The sequence below is a fragment of the Pseudobacter ginsenosidimutans genome, assembly GCF_007970185.1.
GTDB classification, from domain to species: Bacteria; Bacteroidota; Bacteroidia; order Chitinophagales; family Chitinophagaceae; genus Pseudobacter; species Pseudobacter ginsenosidimutans.
Genome location: NZ_CP042431.1, coordinates 2595546 through 2612524 on the forward strand (window position 1 = coordinate 2595546; position 16979 = coordinate 2612524).

The window sequence follows — 16979 nt, forward strand, 5'->3', positions numbered from 1 at the left end:
CTGGCCCGGAAAAAGGGCCAGCCATTTTTTTAGTTCATAACCGGGCAACCACTTTGATTAATTAGAGTTTCAGACTGATGGACAGGCCGCTGGCTGAAGCGGCGTAGTAGGGAGTCACTGATATTCTTTTTTCCGTTTTGCAACGGTGGAATTCAGGAACGAGGATCCCGCTGCCTGCTCCAACCAGCAGGCCAGTGATCACATCCGTTCGAAAATGCCTTCCCCCCTGGATCCGGTAATGACCTGCCAGTGCGGGAGGCACAGCAGCTGCACCATACAGCATGATCCTTTTCCAGCCTTTGATCTGGTGATAATCGGTAAACACTTTTACGATAAAGAAAGTAGAGGCCGCTGAATTGGAAACATGACCACTGTAAAAGGAGTTGGTCCTGTTCTTTCCGGTTCGCTCTTCGATGGGCAGACTGGTATTGTATACGAGCGGTCTGGCCCTGTGCACCAAGCCAACGGTGGCCACAAAAACAGTATTGTTCACAGCATGCGTCATCATATACATGCTGATTATATCCAGCCAGTCTTTGCGGATCTTTTTGTCCAATGCCAGCAAAGCAGGGCTGAGAATGGAAGCGTTGAGGAGAAAATCGGAACGGCTGATGGCATTGGCATATCGTTGCGCGTTATCGGTGATCACGGAGCGATCGAATCTATTTACGTGTTGAGGAGATAGTTTGCTCAATTCCTCTTTTGTAATACTTGCGTTTTTCACTACTGCAGGATTGGCTACAGAGCCAAATAGAATAAGCCCGGTAATGGCCGCGGGCATCTCGTATTTCACATGCACTTTGTATACCGGTGATTGTTTCCTGGCACTATCAGTTTGCGCATTAACATTTAAACTAATCAATAAAGCCATGAGCAATACAATCCTGCATTTCATCGTAGTTCTGTTTATTCCTTTCTCGCGGGTGGAAACTGTATCATAACAATTATCGATCTCACAAGTTCACGTCTGGCCTGGGTTTGCGTAAAGATTTTTTTATTCAAAGGAAACTGTTGCTGTTTATTTTGTTCCCTGTCTTTTAACCCAGAGATCTTTTTACTGCCGTTCAACCCAATCTGTTTTGCAGGAACGGTATTAACTGTTATTTTGCTATACAAATCATCCATATGAAATTCCTTGTTTTGGCCCTGGGTTTATTTCTTTCAATACTTACAGCTGATGCGCAGGAGCATCCTGCATTTCCCGGCGCCTTCGTTGGACATTGGTCAGGTACACTTAACTGGTACACAAACGGCGCTTCTGAACCCAGGAAAGTAAATATGGAACTTCATATCCAGCCATCTAAAGACAGTCTTCATCAATATACCTGGCATATCATCTACGGCAAGCCATCTGAAGATAGCCGGCCTTACATTCTAAAAGCAGCGGACACAACAAAAGGTCATTGGGTGATCGATGAAAAGAATGGCATCATACTGGACCAATACTGGAAGGGCGGAAAGTTTTCCGGAGCCTTTTCGGTGGGAGGCACAACGATACTGAACAGTTATTGGCTGGAGAATGGTGCTCTTCATATGGAATTTTACTCCTATCCCGCGAAAGCGATCACCACAACTGGTAACGGAACGGAAGAATCCCCCAAAGTGGATAGTTATCATATTAAATCATACCAGCAGGCAGTGCTCCGCAGGAAATGATCCCTGATATTCTTTTATAACCAACAGGTTCGCTTATGCCTTCCTGGGATTTCTATATCAGTTATGCATGTGAACGGCCTTGTATAAACGAATTTATTACTGACTTTATAGCTTCAAAATTGCAGCTGTCTCGTCCCTTAGCCGGAGGCAAAGGTCCGTTTGTTGTTGCAGCGATATCCCGTAAGAAGGAATAATCTCCTGCAGTTTTTGTTTCCATCCCTCGTTTTGTAATTGATCAGGGAAGCAGGTCTCCAAAACATCCAGCATAATGGCCACGGCAGTACTGGCGCCGGGTGAAGCGCCCAGCAGGGCTGCGATGGAACGATCTGCAGAACTGATGATCTCTGTGCCGAATTTCAAAACGCCTCCATGTTCCGGATCCTTCTTGATGATCTGTACCCGCTGGCCTGCCTGCTCCAGTCGCCAATCAGTTTCCTTTGCGAGCGGAAAAAATTCCTGTAAGGCATCGAAACGTTTTTCGTCTGATTCCAGCAGCTGGCCGAGCAGGTATTTTTCCAGCGTCCAGTTATCGAGACCAACACGGAGCATGGGAATGATATTGTGAATATCGATGGAACTGAACAGGTCCAGGTAGGATCCGTGTTTCAGGAATTTGGTGGAAAATCCTGCATATGGTCCGAAGAGAAGGGAGACTTTTCCGTCTACATTCCTGGTATCGAGATGGGGAACAGACATAGGAGGAGAACCTTCACCAGCTTTACCGTAAACTTTTGCATGATGCCTGGCTGTAATGGCAGGGTTGTCTGTTCGAAGCCAGATGCCGCTTACGGGGAATCCTGCATAGCCATTACCCTCAGGTATATCCGATTTTTGCAGGAGATGCAGGGCGCCGCCGCCGGCTCCGATGAATACAAACCTGGCGTGTACATAAAATTCTTCTTCGGTGGTTTCATCCTCTATTTCTATCTCCCAACCATTATCTGCGCGGCGAAGATCTTTCACACGGCTGTTGTAACTGATAGCGAATCCATCTGTTTTTTGCAGGTGTTCGATATAGAGGTTGGTCAGGCGGCCATAGTCTACATCTGTACCCGTATCCATTTTTGTTGCGGCAACTTTCTCACCGGGATCGCGGCCTTCCATCACCAGTGGCATCCAGTTGGCAAGAACATTCTTATCTTCTGTGAATTCCATCGTTCTGTATAAGGGATGTGCGCTGAGGGCTGCATATCTTTTTTTCAGGAATTCGATATCTTTTTCACCCCGTACAAAACTATGATGTGGAACAGCATGGATAAATGCCCGGGGATCGCTGATGGATCCTTTCCGCACAAGGTAGGCCCAGTACTGGCGCGAGAGGTCGAATGCTGTATTCACTTCGAGGGCTTTGCTGATATCGATGCTGCCATCCGATTCTTCCGGAGTATAATTAAGCTCACAAAGGGCTGCATGGCCTGTGCCTGCATTATTCCATGCGTTGGAGCTTTCGAAAGCAGGTCCGGCCAGCGCCTCGTGTATATGGATACTAAGTTTGGGATCGAGTTCTTTCAACAACATCGCGAGTGTGGTACTCATGATGCCGGCTCCGATGAGCAGCACATCTGTTGAATATTTGTATTGCCGGGTACTACGCATATATATCAGATTAAGTATGAAAAGATAATTAAAAAATGCTATCAGCCTCCCTGCGGATTTTGTTCCCGCTCAGTGAATGCTGCTTCATATTATATTTGCTGCATGAAAATAACATTTTACGGTCATGCCTGTTTTTCGGTAGAAGTGGGAGGAAAGCATATCCTCTTCGATCCATTTATTACCGGTAATGAACTGGCGAAGCATATCAATATTGAAGAGATCAAAGCAGATTATATTTTTGTTTCCCATGGTCATTTCGATCATATGCTGGATGCAGTGGCCATCGCCAACCGCACCGGCGCCACTGTGATCGGAGGGTGGGAACTCTACAGTTACTTCGGCAGGCAGGGAGTAAAGAATACGCTGCCACTGAATATCGGAGGGAAAGCGAAATTTGATTTCGGCGTGGTGAAAGCTGTGGTAGCACAGCATTCCAGCAGTTTCCAGGATGGAAGTTATGCAGGCGTTGCTGCCGGTTTTGTTGTGAAATCAGAGGAAGGTAGTTTCTATTATAGTGGCGATACCGGTCTTACACTGGATATGCAGCTTGTTGCCAGGTTCGCGACGATCGATTTTGCAGTTTTCCCGATCGGCGACTGGCTGACCATGGGTATTGATGATGCCATTGAGGCTGCCCGCCTGGTAGGTACATCAACGGTTGTTGGCGTGCACTATGATACTTTTGGTTTTATCAGGATCGAAAAGGAAGCGGCTGTAAAGCAATTTGAAGAGGCCGGGATCAGGTTGTTATTGCCTGGAATCGGAGAGACCCTTTCTGTATAAATATTCAGGATAACGGCTGCTCATTCAGGCAGCCGTTGTTTTATCAATTTAAGATTTGTTTTCCCTTAGCGTTATCGTAAAAACAGCTCCTTTTCCCTGCTCTGAATTCACTTGTAATGCTCCATCAATTTTATCAAGCATTTCCAGAATAATAACGCTTCCCATCCGGCCGTTCTTTACGGCTTTATCCCTGTTCAGGAAATTTTCAATCTGAAAAGCATTCAGCCCCTTTCCTGTATCCGATACCTGGATCTGCAAACCTTCCGGTTTGAAAGCTGCCTGTATGCTGATGATCCCGTTTTCAGTATTCTTATTGGCATTGTCTACCAGGTTCCTCAGGATCAACACCAGTATTTCCTTGTCAGTAAAACATTGGATATCTGTTTCAGGTATAGAGAATCTATTGTTGTTAACCTGCAGGATCTCTTTGAACAATGCCTCGATATCCCCGAAAATTTGTTGCAGGGAGAACTTTGTCTTTGTTACTTTAAAGTGCTCCTGCTGACTTGCGGCCCAGGAGAAGAACTGATCGGTGAAACGGCTTAGTTCTCCAATCAACTGATTAAGGCCTATCACCTGATCTAAATTCTCGTCATTACTTTTATTCCAGTTCTTAACCAGTGATTTTCCTGCCATTCTCATGGAAAATAACGGCGACTTGATATCGTGCAATACCGTTGCTACGATCTGTTCCTTTACATGATTGCTTTGTTTTAAGGCTATTTCTGAATTTTCCAGTTGTACAATGGCGGCATTCAACTCTTCTGTTCTGAGTTCTACTATTTTTTCGATTTTGAGTTTCTCCTTTTCCAGTTTGGCCAAACGTCTTCTTGAATACAAATAACCCAGGGAAGCCATTAACAACACTATGCCTGCAAGGAACCAGCCGGTTTGATAGAAGAAGGGGCTAACTATGATATTGATTGCAATACTTGCATTGGGGGTATCCTTATTACTGCCAGCTTTACGAAACATCAGTTTGTAATCACCGGCGGGTAATGTATTGATTGAAATGATCCCGGAAGAAGGCACCGGAATCCACTGATCAATATCATTACCGATATTGTATTCAAGCTTTAGATTTTCTTTATTACCGAAAAAAGGACAGGCGATCCTGATATTCAGCGCCTGGAATGTTGGCTTAAGTTCAATTGATTCATTGATCTTGCTTAAGACTACAGGTTGTCCGTCTATCGATATTTCATCTATATAGATCTTTTCCTGAGGAAAATCCGCCGTAAGCCTGTTTGGGTAGAATTTTATCAAACCGTTAATGGAAGGCAACAGTAAAGCACTATCCTTTAGCCATTGAAAATTAGGATGAGCGCCTCCGTTAAATTCATTCGTTCTTAATCCGTTTGTATTATTGAAAGCAGAGCTGAAAAACGACTTTGATTTACCTGTTGCGAAATCAGCTAATTCATTCACTGCTACTTTATATAATCCATTATTGGTAGGTAACCAGAAATTGCCGTTTTTGTCTTCTATAAAAGAGTGAATTGAACTAAACGCTCCTCTCGGACCTGAGGACAGAGAATATACTTTATTGTTTGAAAATAAATAGGAGCCTTTACCATCTGTACCGATCCACAATCTGTTTTGATTGTCCTGGTAAACATTTCGAATATTAAATGAATCCAGAATTGACCGCGTGATCTTTTGATCTTTCAGATCATACCATTTTACTCCTTCAGAAGTTGCCAACAGGTATTCTTCGTTTCTTAAAGGCAATAATGCTGTTGCAGTGGTGCCTTCCGGCAATTTCTTTTGCCAAATGATTTTTCCCTCTAAAGTTGTTTTATATAAAGTGGAATGTGTGCACAACAATAAGGTATTATCTTCAACAACTGGTATGATTGCCATTGCACGGTTATCAAGCTGAAGGATATTTTTATCCAGGGTGCGGGTTTTGGAATTATAGCGGAATAATTGAAATTCACTTTCATAATAAACCCTGTCTTCACTGTCTGTATACATGGCCCGGCTATGGTTGTTCAACAGCGGTACATGGAATGATGTGTTATCGGGATGCACTATTGCATTGATCACAATAATATCATCATTGGATGTTTTTCCGACAGTATAATAGTTTTCCGGGCCTGATTCGGGGGGGATGTTGGAATAAATGAAATCTGATATTTTGATGGTGAATAGGCCTTGAGTGCCAGTGCCAATATAATATGTGTTGAGATCCGGCCGGTATGCGATGCAAAGAGGCATTTCAAGGTTTAGATTGCTTATCACCAGCCTGCTGCTCACTTTTCCATTTTTGTAAGAAAGTTCATAGACGTTTCCACCGGCATAAATGAATGAACCTTGCTCGCACCATAATGCCTTGAACTCACCTCTGAGAAAATTTTTATTACCGGCTAATTCTCCATCAATTTGTCCTGCCTGACCAATTCCGTTATTCCAGCATGTAATCTTGTTGCCTGGCCATATTTGCAGGAAATAATTATCATTGATTACCATACTGCCAGTAGGCTCTGAGGCAAATGGCTTCAGTTTCATTGGCCCTGATTTTCGGATAAACCAGGCGTCCTCTCCCAGGAAAAGGTAAATATCTCCGTTTTTCAATCCTCCCGGCTCTTTTACAGCAGGAATGGTTTTAGTATCATAAATAGATTGCCATAGGCTATCCAAAGCAAGGCTTTGGGTGAGGTATCCTGTAGTAACAAAACTAATGTTGGTATCAGTTAATACAGGTAAAAAAGAATACTGGGAGGAGGATGAGCCAATTTTGATGTTTTGAAAATCGAGGCCCTGTGCCAGGATGGTTCCTGCCGTATCAGTCATCATTGCCACGATCCTTTCACTTTTGAGCCCCTTTACGATATCGCTTCCATAAGGTTTGAAATTATTGTTGTCGAATCTGACAATGCCTGATTCTGTAGCCAGCCAGCAGAATCCGCTTTTGTCGAATTTGATGGCCTTCACACTGTTTTGGGGTAATCCGTTCTCTGAAGTGTACTGTTTTATCACATAATTACCTTTCTGTGAATATGCCAGGGTCTGAAGAAAAAGAAAGCATAGGAAAAGCAGCCTGCTTTTTTGCATTCTTCTTAAATAGGAATGGAGATGGTGGTTTAGCATTGAAAATGGTAAAAAGCAAATAAATATAGAATTTTCGACATAACGTGTAGAAAGGAAGTGGAGAGTCTGTTATGACCTTACAGATGTGCTGAAAGTACACAGTGGGTTGTATTGCTCTCTTTGCCCTCAAAATGGCCTTTTTAAGGGATTCCGGGTGCCTTAAAATGAGCCTAGTTTTATATTCTGTAGGAACTGTTCCTGCTAAAAATCATTCAGATGAAACAATTTTTTTCTTTCTCAATAATCCTGCTGGCCTGCATCACATCCTTTGCTCAAAGGCAAACTTATGATGTATTGACGTACGATCTGCCCAAAGGCTGGCAACAAAAGGAAGTAAATGGCGGGAAACAATTGATGGTGGCAGATAAGAGCACTGGCGGGTATGCCATAGCGTTACTCATCAAATCAACAGCAACCAGGGGGCCTGTGAATGATAATTTTGGTTATTACTGGAATAAAATGGTAAAAGCTACTGTAAATGTTTCCGGAGAACCAACTATGCAGGATACAGTGAATGATAATGGGTGGGAGATCGTTTCCGGTAATGCAGATTATACAGATGGCGCCAATGCCGGGAATGCTACCTTGTTATCTGCTTCCGGTGGTGGACAAACCACGGCCGTGGTGCTGATGACCAATACAAATAAATTTCAGAAAGATCTGGTAGCCCTGATTCATTCACTCTCACTTTCAAAAGCAGGAAAGAACGAAACCGGCAATACAAATGGCGGCACAGCAAATACTGCCAATAACAATTCAGTGGCGGCTTTGACAGGCCTATGGGTAGATTATGGCCTGGAAAAAAATGCCTGGCAGCAGTATACAGCCGGATACCTGAGAAAGGAATACAGCTTTAATGCGGATGGTACATACAGTTTTCGCAAAAAGAATTTTCTAACAAGTGCAACAGAGATATATTTTGTTTATGAAACCGGCACTTATGCTGTTATTGGAAATCAGCTTATCATCACGCCGAAGAAAGGTCGTACTGAATTTTGGAGCAAACCAAAAAGCTTAAAAAATAATGAGTGGGGAAGTTTTAAGAGATCGGAAAATCATAAACTGGAAAAGGTTATTTATGATTTTGAAATATTGGAAGATCCCAATTACAGCAACAGTATCTTACTCAGACCAGGTAAGGCAACTGTCAGGGATGGAGGGCAATTCAATGCATCGGATGATCCGTATAATTTTCATTATTCTTTTCGCAAGTTGGAATCTCTTATCGACAATCCGCCTGGATTTAGAAAATGATCAGCCTTATATGCTCTGACCAAAAGTCAGCAGGTTGTTATCCGGGGGCTTAATCTGTCAAAGAACAGAATATCAGATTGCAATAATTATCTGTAAATTGATTGGATGGAAAACACTCCGTCAGATCAGGGGCTTTCACCAGCTCAGGTGAAGCAGAGCAGGCTTCAGCATGGCAGTAATATTACTCAAAGCGAGAAACGATCAGTTTTTGGGGATGTGCTTTGGGGTATCGTGAAAGAACCGATGTTCCTGTTATTGCTGATAACCTGTATCATTTATTTTGCTTTGGGGCAATACCAGGATGGAATTATTATGCTCGCCGCTATTTGCCTGGTGAGTGGAATTTCCATCTTCCAGGATTACCGCAGTGCCAATGCTGTAAAGGCATTGAACAAGCTGGCGTCTCCCCGTGCAAAATTAATCCGGGAAGGAAAGTTGACTCAGGTTCCTTCAGAGGAAATTGTGGTAGGAGATATATTGCTGCTGGAAGAGGGGATCATTATCCAGGCAGACGGAGAATTGATTGTATCGAATGATCTTTCCATCAATGAATCCGTGCTCACAGGTGAAGCTTTTTCCATTGCCAAATCGCCTGAAAACGATAGGCTGGTGTACAAAGGTTCCCTGGTCACATCAGGGGCAGGTAAGGTGCTTGTAACTGCGGTAGGGCCGGCTACGCGCTTTGGTAAGATAGGTGCATCCTTACAGGAAGTGGCAGTTGAGAAAACTCCGCTTCAACAACAGATCAGACGCTTCGTTAAGTTGATGGTGATGGCTGGTATTGTTGCTTTTGTTATCGTAATAGGATTCAATTATAGTTTGTCAGGGGATCTCAATGCTGCTTTTTTGCAGGGCCTTACTTTGGCAATGAGCATCCTGCCCGAAGAAATACCTGTTGCCTTCACAACTTTCCTGGCGCTGGGTGCATACCGTTTGTTAAAAAGGAAGGTGATTGTAAAACAGCCGCAGTATGTTGAAACCCTGGGCACGGCAACTGTGATCTGTGTGGATAAAACTGGCACCCTTACACAGAATAAGATGAAGATAGTTGCCTTGTATGATGCAAAGGCAGACAATGAAGTTTCGGTAAATGATAAAGAATTGCCGCCTGCAGAATTATTGGAATACGCCATGTGGTCCAGCGAAACCACTCCTTTCGATCCCATGGAAAAAGCCATTCATGCCTTGTATGAAGCAACAACAAAAACAGACCTGCGCCCGGTTTTCACCCAGGTGCACGAATATCCACTGGGTGGTGTTCCTCCCATGATGACGCATGTATTCAGGAATGATGCGGGAAGCAGGACGGTGATTGCTGTGAAAGGAGCGCCCGAAGCTGTTTTGAAATGCAGTGATCTCGATGAAAAGAAAAGAAAATTCTTTCTGGAAAAAAACCAGGAATATGCCAGTAAAGGTTTCAGGGTACTGGGAGTAGGAAAGGCAGATGGTAATTATGAATCCTGGCCGGCAAAACAGGAGGATTTTACTTTTCAATTTCTCGGCCTGCTTGTTTTTGAAGATCCCATCAAACCTGGAATTGCACAAACTATACAGTCGTTCAGGAAGGCAGGTATTCAGGTGAAAATGATAACAGGAGATTATTCAGGTACGGCATTGGCAATTGCCGGGCAGGCAGGTTTGGATACCGGCGGAGACATTCTTACCGGTGAAGAAGTAAAGAGCATGCCAACGGAAACACTGCAGCAAAAGGTAAAAACAACTTCCATTTTTGTAAGAATGTTCCCGGAAGCCAAATTGAAAATCGTGAATGCGTTGAAGGCAAACGGTGAAATAGTGGCGATGACGGGCGATGGTGTAAACGATGCTCCTGCACTCAAGGCAGCTCATATCGGTATTGCCATGGGAAACCGGGGCAGCGAAGTGGCAAAGAATGCAGCTTCTTTAATTCTGGCGAATGATGAACTGGATGGCATGACCGATGCCATCGCTCTTGGAAGAAAAATCTATGATAATCTGAAGAAGGCCATCAGGTATATCATTTCGATCCATATCCCAATCATATCGATTGTAACAATTCCTTTGTTACTGCATTGGTCATTCACTGATATTTTCTTTCCCGTTCATGTCATTTTTCTTGAGCTCATTATGGGGCCAACCTGTTCCATCATCTATGAGAATGAACCAGTGGAAAAGGGGATAATGGACCAGCCGCCAAGAAAGATCAGTTATAGTTTCCTCAATTTCCGGCAATTGTTCCTTAGCATACTGCAGGGACTTGCCATTACCATAGGATGCCTTGGTCTTGGATATCATTATCTGCAGGCTGGGGAGGCGCCGGAGACGGTAAGGACAGTGATCTTCATTACACTTCTTTTCTGCAATATCTTTCTTACACAATTGAACAGGTCGTTCATTTATTCCGTATTTCAAACCATTCGCTACAGGAATATACTGGTTCCACTGGTGGCCCTGGTTACCTTATTGTTTATCGTGTGCCTGTTATATGTTCCTGCTGTAAGGGAGCTTTTTTCATTGAATAAGATATCGTCTGCAATGGCAGGTGTCTGTGCAATGGTTGCGTTGGCTTCAACGTTCTGGGTGGAAATTGTAAAATTTTTTTACAGGAAAACGAGGCGGAGCGTTATATAGCAGTTAGTGACTATTATCACCAACAACCTCAGTAAGGGCAACGACCTTTGCTAAAAATAAATGATACATTTGTTCGGCTATATCGCTTCTCTGTTGATCGGCATATCTCTGGGGGTGATTGGTGGCGGGGGCTCTATACTTACGATGCCGGTGGCAGAGGTGCGGATCTGGAAGAGGTTCTGCGTATGGGCGTTGCCTGCGGAACGGCCGCTATTATGAATCCAGGGACCACACTCTGTAAACCGGAGGATGTAGCGAGTATCCATAATGATATACAGTTATTACCACTGGGGTCCTTTTAGAATCCGGTTGATCCTTACGCAATTGCTGCGGGAAGTTTTCTGTTTGACTTCGGGGGTAGCCCCTTTTATTTCTAAGCGCGATCCCAAAAATCAATTTTTTTATTATAGTTTGCGTCTTTCCGAAATTGCATTGATTGTCGATTGACCAGACATATACGGATAAGGCCTTGCTGCAACAGATAGCTGATGGAGATGAGCAGGCATTTGCTCAACTCTACCGTCATTATGTTCCCCGCCTTGAGCCATTTATCAGAAGTATCACTAAAAACGAGTCCCTGGTAACCGAAGTGATCCAGGAAACCTTCACCCGCCTTTGGATCAGCCGGGAAAAGCTGACTGATGTTGAATTCCCTCAAACTTATATTTATCGAACCGCCTCCTATGTAACTTTCCATTATCTCCGCAGGCAAACAAAAGGACAACAGATAATAGCACAATTGGAACAAACTGCTCCGGGCTCGCAGAATGAAATTCAAGAGCTTCTTACCCTCAGGGACCTGGAGAAGACAATTCAGGAAGCTATCGGACGGCTTACGCCAGCGCAACAGAAAATATTCCGGATGAGCAGAGTAGACGGCTTGAAGATCCCGGAGATCGCTGCACAATTGAATATTTCCCCAAATACAGTGAAGAATACGCTTGTAGCCAGCCTGAAATCCATCCGGGAATCTGCAGAAAAAGCAGGCTTTACTATCAGTATCCTGTTATGCTGGATCTTTTTGTAAATTTTTTTCCGGTTCCATAGTCCTAATGCCACGCTCAATACACAATTAGTAACCTGTATGACAAAAAACGAGATCATAGCGATCCTTCAAAAGCACCGCAAGGGAGAAAAACTGACTGCTGAAGAAAGTGTGCGGTTCAATGAACTGGTCACCAACCAGGAGTTGACTCCTGATGCGCTGTATGAATTGCTGCTCGTGGAAGATCAGGTGCAGACTTATGATGCAGATAGATGGGAACCTGTGCTCACAAAGGTTTTTAACGTGGATAAGTTTGAGGAAAGGATTGAGTCGGCTCCTGTTGTTCACCGTGTACATTTCCTTCGTAAATGGTGGGCTGCTGCGAGCATCATTGTGTTGTTGAGCGCTGTTGTTTATTTCTACCTGAAGCCCTCGAAACTCAATCAGGATAAGGGTATTGCTAACACGGACAGCATCGAGATACAACCAGGCAAAACCGGAGCCATTCTCACACTTGCCGATGGATCCAGGGTTTCACTTGACTCCATTCAAAACGGTGAGATTGCGCTGCAGGGTGGTGTGAGAGCCAAAGTGGTGAACGGCGCTTTGATGTATGAAGGGCAGGGACAGGAGATGTTGTACAACACGATGTCCACTCCCAAGGGAAGACAGTTCCAGGTTACCCTTCCGGACGGAACAGGAGTGTGGTTGAATGCGGCAAGCTCTATCCGCTACCCCACTTCATTTACAGGAGCTGAAAGAAAAGTGGAGATCACAGGTGAAGTATACTTTGAAGTCAAGAAAGATATCAGGCCCTTTATTGTTTCCGCAGATAACAGGGCTGAAGTAACAGTATTGGGAACAAGCTTCAATGTGAATAGCTACAGTAATGAAACTGAGATCAGGGCTACACTTCTCGAAGGCGCAGTTCAGGTGAGCAAAGGCGCACAAAGTGTGATAATCAAACCCGGTGAACAGGCTGTTGTACAACAAACCATCAGCATTACCAAAGGAGTGGCCCTTGAAAAAGTAATGGCCTGGAAGGCTGGATTGTTCAACTTTGAAGATGTATCACTCGGAGAAGCTATGCGTCAGTTGGAGCGCTGGTACGATATCGAGGTTATTTACGAAAAAGACATACCGAATATAGAATTGGAAGGAGAGATGTCGAAAGACATTACGCTGAATGGATTGATGAATGTATTGAAAGAGCTTGGCGTCCGTTACAAACTCGAAGGAAGAAAACTTACAATACTTCCCTGAGAGTAGAAAACTTATCCCACCTTATCATTTCAAATCAAATTGCAGGACGCGTGAAACACGCTGCTACAGGATTGTATTGTCTGAAAAATAATATCGTCTGGCAAAGTGAAGAATTTCAGCTGATATCCCGGATCGATGATCCGTATACATAAAGAAGATAAAGCCATAAAAAACCGGAAGTGTTGGAACCACTCCCGGCAGATAGTTTGGCCGATTCAAATGACGTCTAACCATTTTTTCAACCAAAACTCACCCAAAGGTATGCGAAATTCTCCTTTTGGGTTCTGCCAGGCTATGGAACTGAAAAAGCATGCCTGGAAAAGAACAATTACCAAAACCCTGCTGGTTATGAAATTGACCATTTTATTGATGACCGTTGCCTTGCTCACGGTGCATGCCGAAACAGGCCGGGCGCAGTCGGTTACTTTATCGGGTAAAGAAATTCCCCTTAAGCAAGTGTTTGCTGTGATCAAAAAGCAAACCGGTTATGTAACCTTACATAACAAAGAACTGCTGGCAAAGGCAAAGGATGTATCCCTTTCTGTGAAGAACATGCCATTGCAGGATCTGCTGGACATTGTGTTCAAAGATCAGCCGCTCAAATATGTGATCGAAGGCAAAACCATTGTAGTTTCTTCAAAGTCTTATCTCAGCACTTCCCCTTCCATCCTGGTAGATCCAATACCGCCCGTTGCGGATACCATTATTATTGTGAGAGGCAGGGTAGTGGATGCGAACAATGACCCTGTTACCGGCGCCAATGTAACGGTTCTGAGAACAAAACAAGGATCTGCTACAGACAAGAATGGTATGTTTACCGTGAAGGCCCGAATGGATGATCTGCTGGAAATTACATTCATCGGTTTTGAAAAGTTCCAGCACCGTGTAAGGTCAAACAATGCCCCCCTGATCTCCCTGAAGAAATCGGAGACTTCCATTAAAGAAGTGATTATAACAGGGATGGTAGACCGAAAACAAACAAGTTTCACCGGGGCTGCTGTTACCTATACGCAGAAGGAACTATTGCAGGCCGGTAACAAGAATGTACTGCAGAGTTTAAAAAATATGGACCCTTCATTCAGGGTGATGGAGAATCTCAGCCTGGGCTCCGATCCCAACCGTCTGCCTGAGATCCAGATGCGTGGCCAGAGCTCCCTACCCAATCTTCAGGGCGATTTCAGCGGTAATCCCAATCAGCCGCTCTTCATCCTCGATGGATTTGAAACAACCTTGCAAAGGGTATTCGATCTTAACATGAACCGTATTGCCAGTGTAACCCTGCTGAAAGATGCTGCTGCCAAAGCCATCTATGGTTCCAGGGCGGCCAATGGTGTGGTGGTGATCGAAACTATCAGGCCTGCCAAAGGCAAGCTGCGTATTTCCTACTCCGGCGATGCGGCCATTGAAGCTCCCGATCTCTCTGGCTACAACCTGATGGAAGCAGCAGATAAGCTGGCGTTTGAAAAGGAACGCGGCATGTACAGTCGCTTCACCTTCAGTGCTGCCGATGTACAGGAAAGGGATGCTATTTATAAAACCAATTATGAAAATGTACTGCGCGGGGTGAACACATACTGGCTGAGTCAGCCATTGCAAACCGGCCTCTCTACCAAACATGCGCTCAACCTGGAAGGTGGCGACAATAATATGCGCTACCAGGCAGGCATCACCTACAATAAAATCGACGGTGTGATGAAAGGCTCAGGAAGGAATACCATGGCGCTTTTTACAACACTTTCCTATACTTATCGTAACCTGATCTTCAGGAATCAGCTGGAGTTCAACAGGAATGTTTCCACCAATTCGCCCTACGGATCATTTTCGGAGTATGCCAAACTCAACCAGTATTATAAGCCTACTGATGACAATGGAAACCTGGTGAAAGTGATGGGGCTGTATCCTTTCTACAACGGCCCGGACCGTAATGTGTACAATCCGCTTTACAATGCAGGCCTCAATGTGAAATCGGAAAGTGGTTATTCCCAGCTGATCAACAACTTTTATATCGATTGGCGGATCAGTCCTGCAATACGCGCTACCGGTAGTATTTCCTATTCACGGAATGAAAGCAGCTCTGATGTGTTCCTGCCTCCCAGCCATACCAGTTTCATCAACTACGATGCCAATGGAATGTCTGACCGGAAAGGGACATATACGAAAGGTGACGGCTATAATCAGAACATTATTTCCAATATCGGCATCAATTACAATAAGATGATCGGCGGCCATCAGATCCTGGCCAATGCCACCTGGAACCTCAACACGAGAAGAGATGTATCTACTACGGTGATTGCGGAAGGGTTCGGAAATGATAATGTGGACAATATTACTTTCGCCACCAAATATGCGCTGAACACAAAACCAACGGGTTCGGATAGCCGTGTACGTGAAATAGGGGTGGTTGGTATCCTTGGTTATTCCTATGAGGACCGTTATCTCTTTGATGCCAGCATCCGTTCAAATGGTTCATCCATGTTTGGAGTTGATAACCGCTGGGGCGCATTCTGGTCGCTGGGCGTTGGATGGAACCTGCACAAGGAACCATTCATGAATAATATTACCTGGATCAACCAGCTGAGGTTACGTTCATCCTATGGCTATACCGGTGCACAGAACTTCAATCCTTTCCAGGGAAGGGCCCGTTACACTTTTGGCAGCATCGTTTACAATAATAGCCTGGGTGCTGAATTGCAGGGGCTGCCTAATAATTCATTGAAATGGCAGAAGAAGATGGACTTCAATGCTGGTTTCGATATGATGGTGAAGCGCTTCCTTACACTCCGTTTCGATTATTCACGAGGCGTTACTACAGACCTTTTGGTGGATATGACCATCCCACCATCTATGGGATTCAATACTTACAAAGAGAATGTGGGAGAGATCCTGAATAAAGGATATGAATTTTCAGTGGGGGTAACGCCCTGGCGTGATGATCGCAAAAGAGCCTGGGTGACTTTCAATTTCACCGGCGCTCATTTCGAGAATAAGTTGCAGAAAGTATATGACATTTTCACTACCTGGAACCAGAAGCAGGATGCGGATAAGAACATTAATCCCGGCGGAACCGGATTCAACAGGGATACTTACCGCCGCCCCGCTGTGTACCTGATCGAGGGGCAATCGATGGATGCTATCTGGGGTGTACGTTCCCTGGGCATCGATCCGCTTACCGGCGAAGAAATGTTTGTGGACAAAGATGGTAATAATACATTCTTATGGAGTACAGCCAACCAGACGATCATTGGAGACAAGAATCCAACACTCAACGGAACACTGGGGCTGAATGCAGGTTACAAGGGATTCTCACTTTCGGTTGCCTGTACATACCGCTATGGAGGAGATCTCTACAACTCCACCCTAGTTGAAAGGGTTGAGAATGTAACGGGAATGGATAACCTGGACAAACGTATCCTGGAATCATGGCGCAAGCCCGGTGATATTGCACAATACAGGGTGCTTACGCTTACCGGAGGAACTTCTGATGTCAATACCCGGCCTACTTCCCGATTTGTGCAGCGCGATAATGAGCTCTATGTTTCTTCTCTCAATCTTGCTTACGATTTTATACAGCAGCGCTGGTTGAAGAAAGCGGGAATGGACAACCTGAGATTGACTTTTTATATGAATGAACTGGTGCGTCTCTCCAGCATTCAGATCGAGCGTGGTACAGACTATCCGTTTGCGCGCAACTTTTCATTCCAGGTTCAGGCTTCTTTTTAGTCATATTCAAATTGTACAG

At 44.5% G+C, this 16979-nt stretch carries 11 protein-coding genes; 7 read left to right on the forward strand and 4 right to left on the reverse strand.

The window, feature by feature from the left end; genetic code table 11:
• Nucleotides 1-61: 61 nt before the first annotated feature.
• A complete protein-coding gene (locus FSB84_RS10615) occupies nt 62-895 on the reverse strand; it encodes a phosphatase PAP2 family protein (protein WP_130541580.1) in 834 nt (277 codons plus the stop codon).
• A 230-nt stretch (nt 896-1125) separates the two neighbouring features.
• On the opposite strand from FSB84_RS10615, the gene FSB84_RS10620 reads away from it, so the two are divergent.
• A complete protein-coding gene (locus FSB84_RS10620; protein ID WP_130541579.1) occupies nt 1126-1656 on the forward strand; it encodes a hypothetical protein in 531 nt (176 codons plus the stop codon).
• A gap of 105 nt (nt 1657-1761) precedes the next feature.
• Here the strand turns inward: FSB84_RS10620 and mqo are convergent, their stop codons facing one another.
• Entirely contained in the window at nt 1762-3252 is a 1491-nt protein-coding gene (mqo, locus tag FSB84_RS10625) for a malate dehydrogenase (quinone) (protein ID WP_130541578.1), read from the reverse strand.
• Between the two features lie 102 nt (nt 3253-3354).
• Between mqo and FSB84_RS10630 the strand changes: the two genes are divergently transcribed.
• Nucleotides 3355-4035 (forward strand): metal-dependent hydrolase, encoded by a 681-nt coding sequence (locus tag FSB84_RS10630; protein ID WP_130541577.1) that lies wholly within the window; start codon nt 3355-3357, stop codon nt 4033-4035.
• A 48-nt stretch (nt 4036-4083) separates the two neighbouring features.
• Here the strand turns inward: FSB84_RS10630 and FSB84_RS10635 are convergent, their stop codons facing one another.
• On the reverse strand, nt 4084-7092 hold the full coding sequence (locus FSB84_RS10635) for a sensor histidine kinase (protein ID WP_158643842.1): 3009 nt from the start codon (nt 7090-7092) through the stop codon (nt 4084-4086).
• Nucleotides 7093-7344: 252 nt separating this feature from the next.
• Between FSB84_RS10635 and FSB84_RS10640 the strand changes: the two genes are divergently transcribed.
• Both FSB84_RS10640 and FSB84_RS10645 read left to right on the forward strand, forming a co-directional pair.
• Complete coding sequence (locus tag FSB84_RS10640; protein ID WP_130541575.1) at nt 7345-8382, forward strand: hypothetical protein; 1038 nt, start codon at nt 7345-7347, stop codon at nt 8380-8382.
• 105 nt (nt 8383-8487) lie between these two features.
• Nucleotides 8488-10992, forward strand: coding sequence for a cation-translocating P-type ATPase (locus FSB84_RS10645; protein WP_130541574.1), 2505 nt, complete (start codon nt 8488-8490; stop codon nt 10990-10992).
• 77 nt (nt 10993-11069) lie between these two features.
• Here the strand turns inward: FSB84_RS10645 and FSB84_RS31010 are convergent, their stop codons facing one another.
• On the reverse strand, nt 11070-11258 hold the full coding sequence (locus FSB84_RS31010) for a hypothetical protein (RefSeq protein ID WP_165434911.1): 189 nt from the start codon (nt 11256-11258) through the stop codon (nt 11070-11072).
• Nucleotides 11259-11428: 170 nt separating this feature from the next.
• Here FSB84_RS31010 and FSB84_RS10655 point away from each other — a divergent pair, with 170 nt between their 5' ends.
• From FSB84_RS10655 to FSB84_RS10665, 3 genes are all read left to right on the forward strand, one after another.
• Nucleotides 11429-12019 (forward strand): RNA polymerase sigma factor, encoded by a 591-nt coding sequence (locus FSB84_RS10655; RefSeq protein WP_130541573.1) that lies wholly within the window; start codon nt 11429-11431, stop codon nt 12017-12019.
• Between the two features lie 57 nt (nt 12020-12076).
• Nucleotides 12077-13240: a FecR family protein gene (locus tag FSB84_RS10660; protein WP_130541572.1), complete on the forward strand. Its 1164-nt coding sequence runs from the start codon at nt 12077-12079 to the stop codon at nt 13238-13240.
• A 348-nt stretch (nt 13241-13588) separates the two neighbouring features.
• The gene (locus tag FSB84_RS10665; RefSeq protein ID WP_158643843.1) at nt 13589-16960 is read left to right on the forward strand and encodes a SusC/RagA family TonB-linked outer membrane protein; all 3372 of its coding nucleotides are present in this window, start codon (nt 13589-13591) and stop codon (nt 16958-16960) included.
• The last annotated feature ends 19 nt before the right edge of the window (nt 16961-16979 follow it).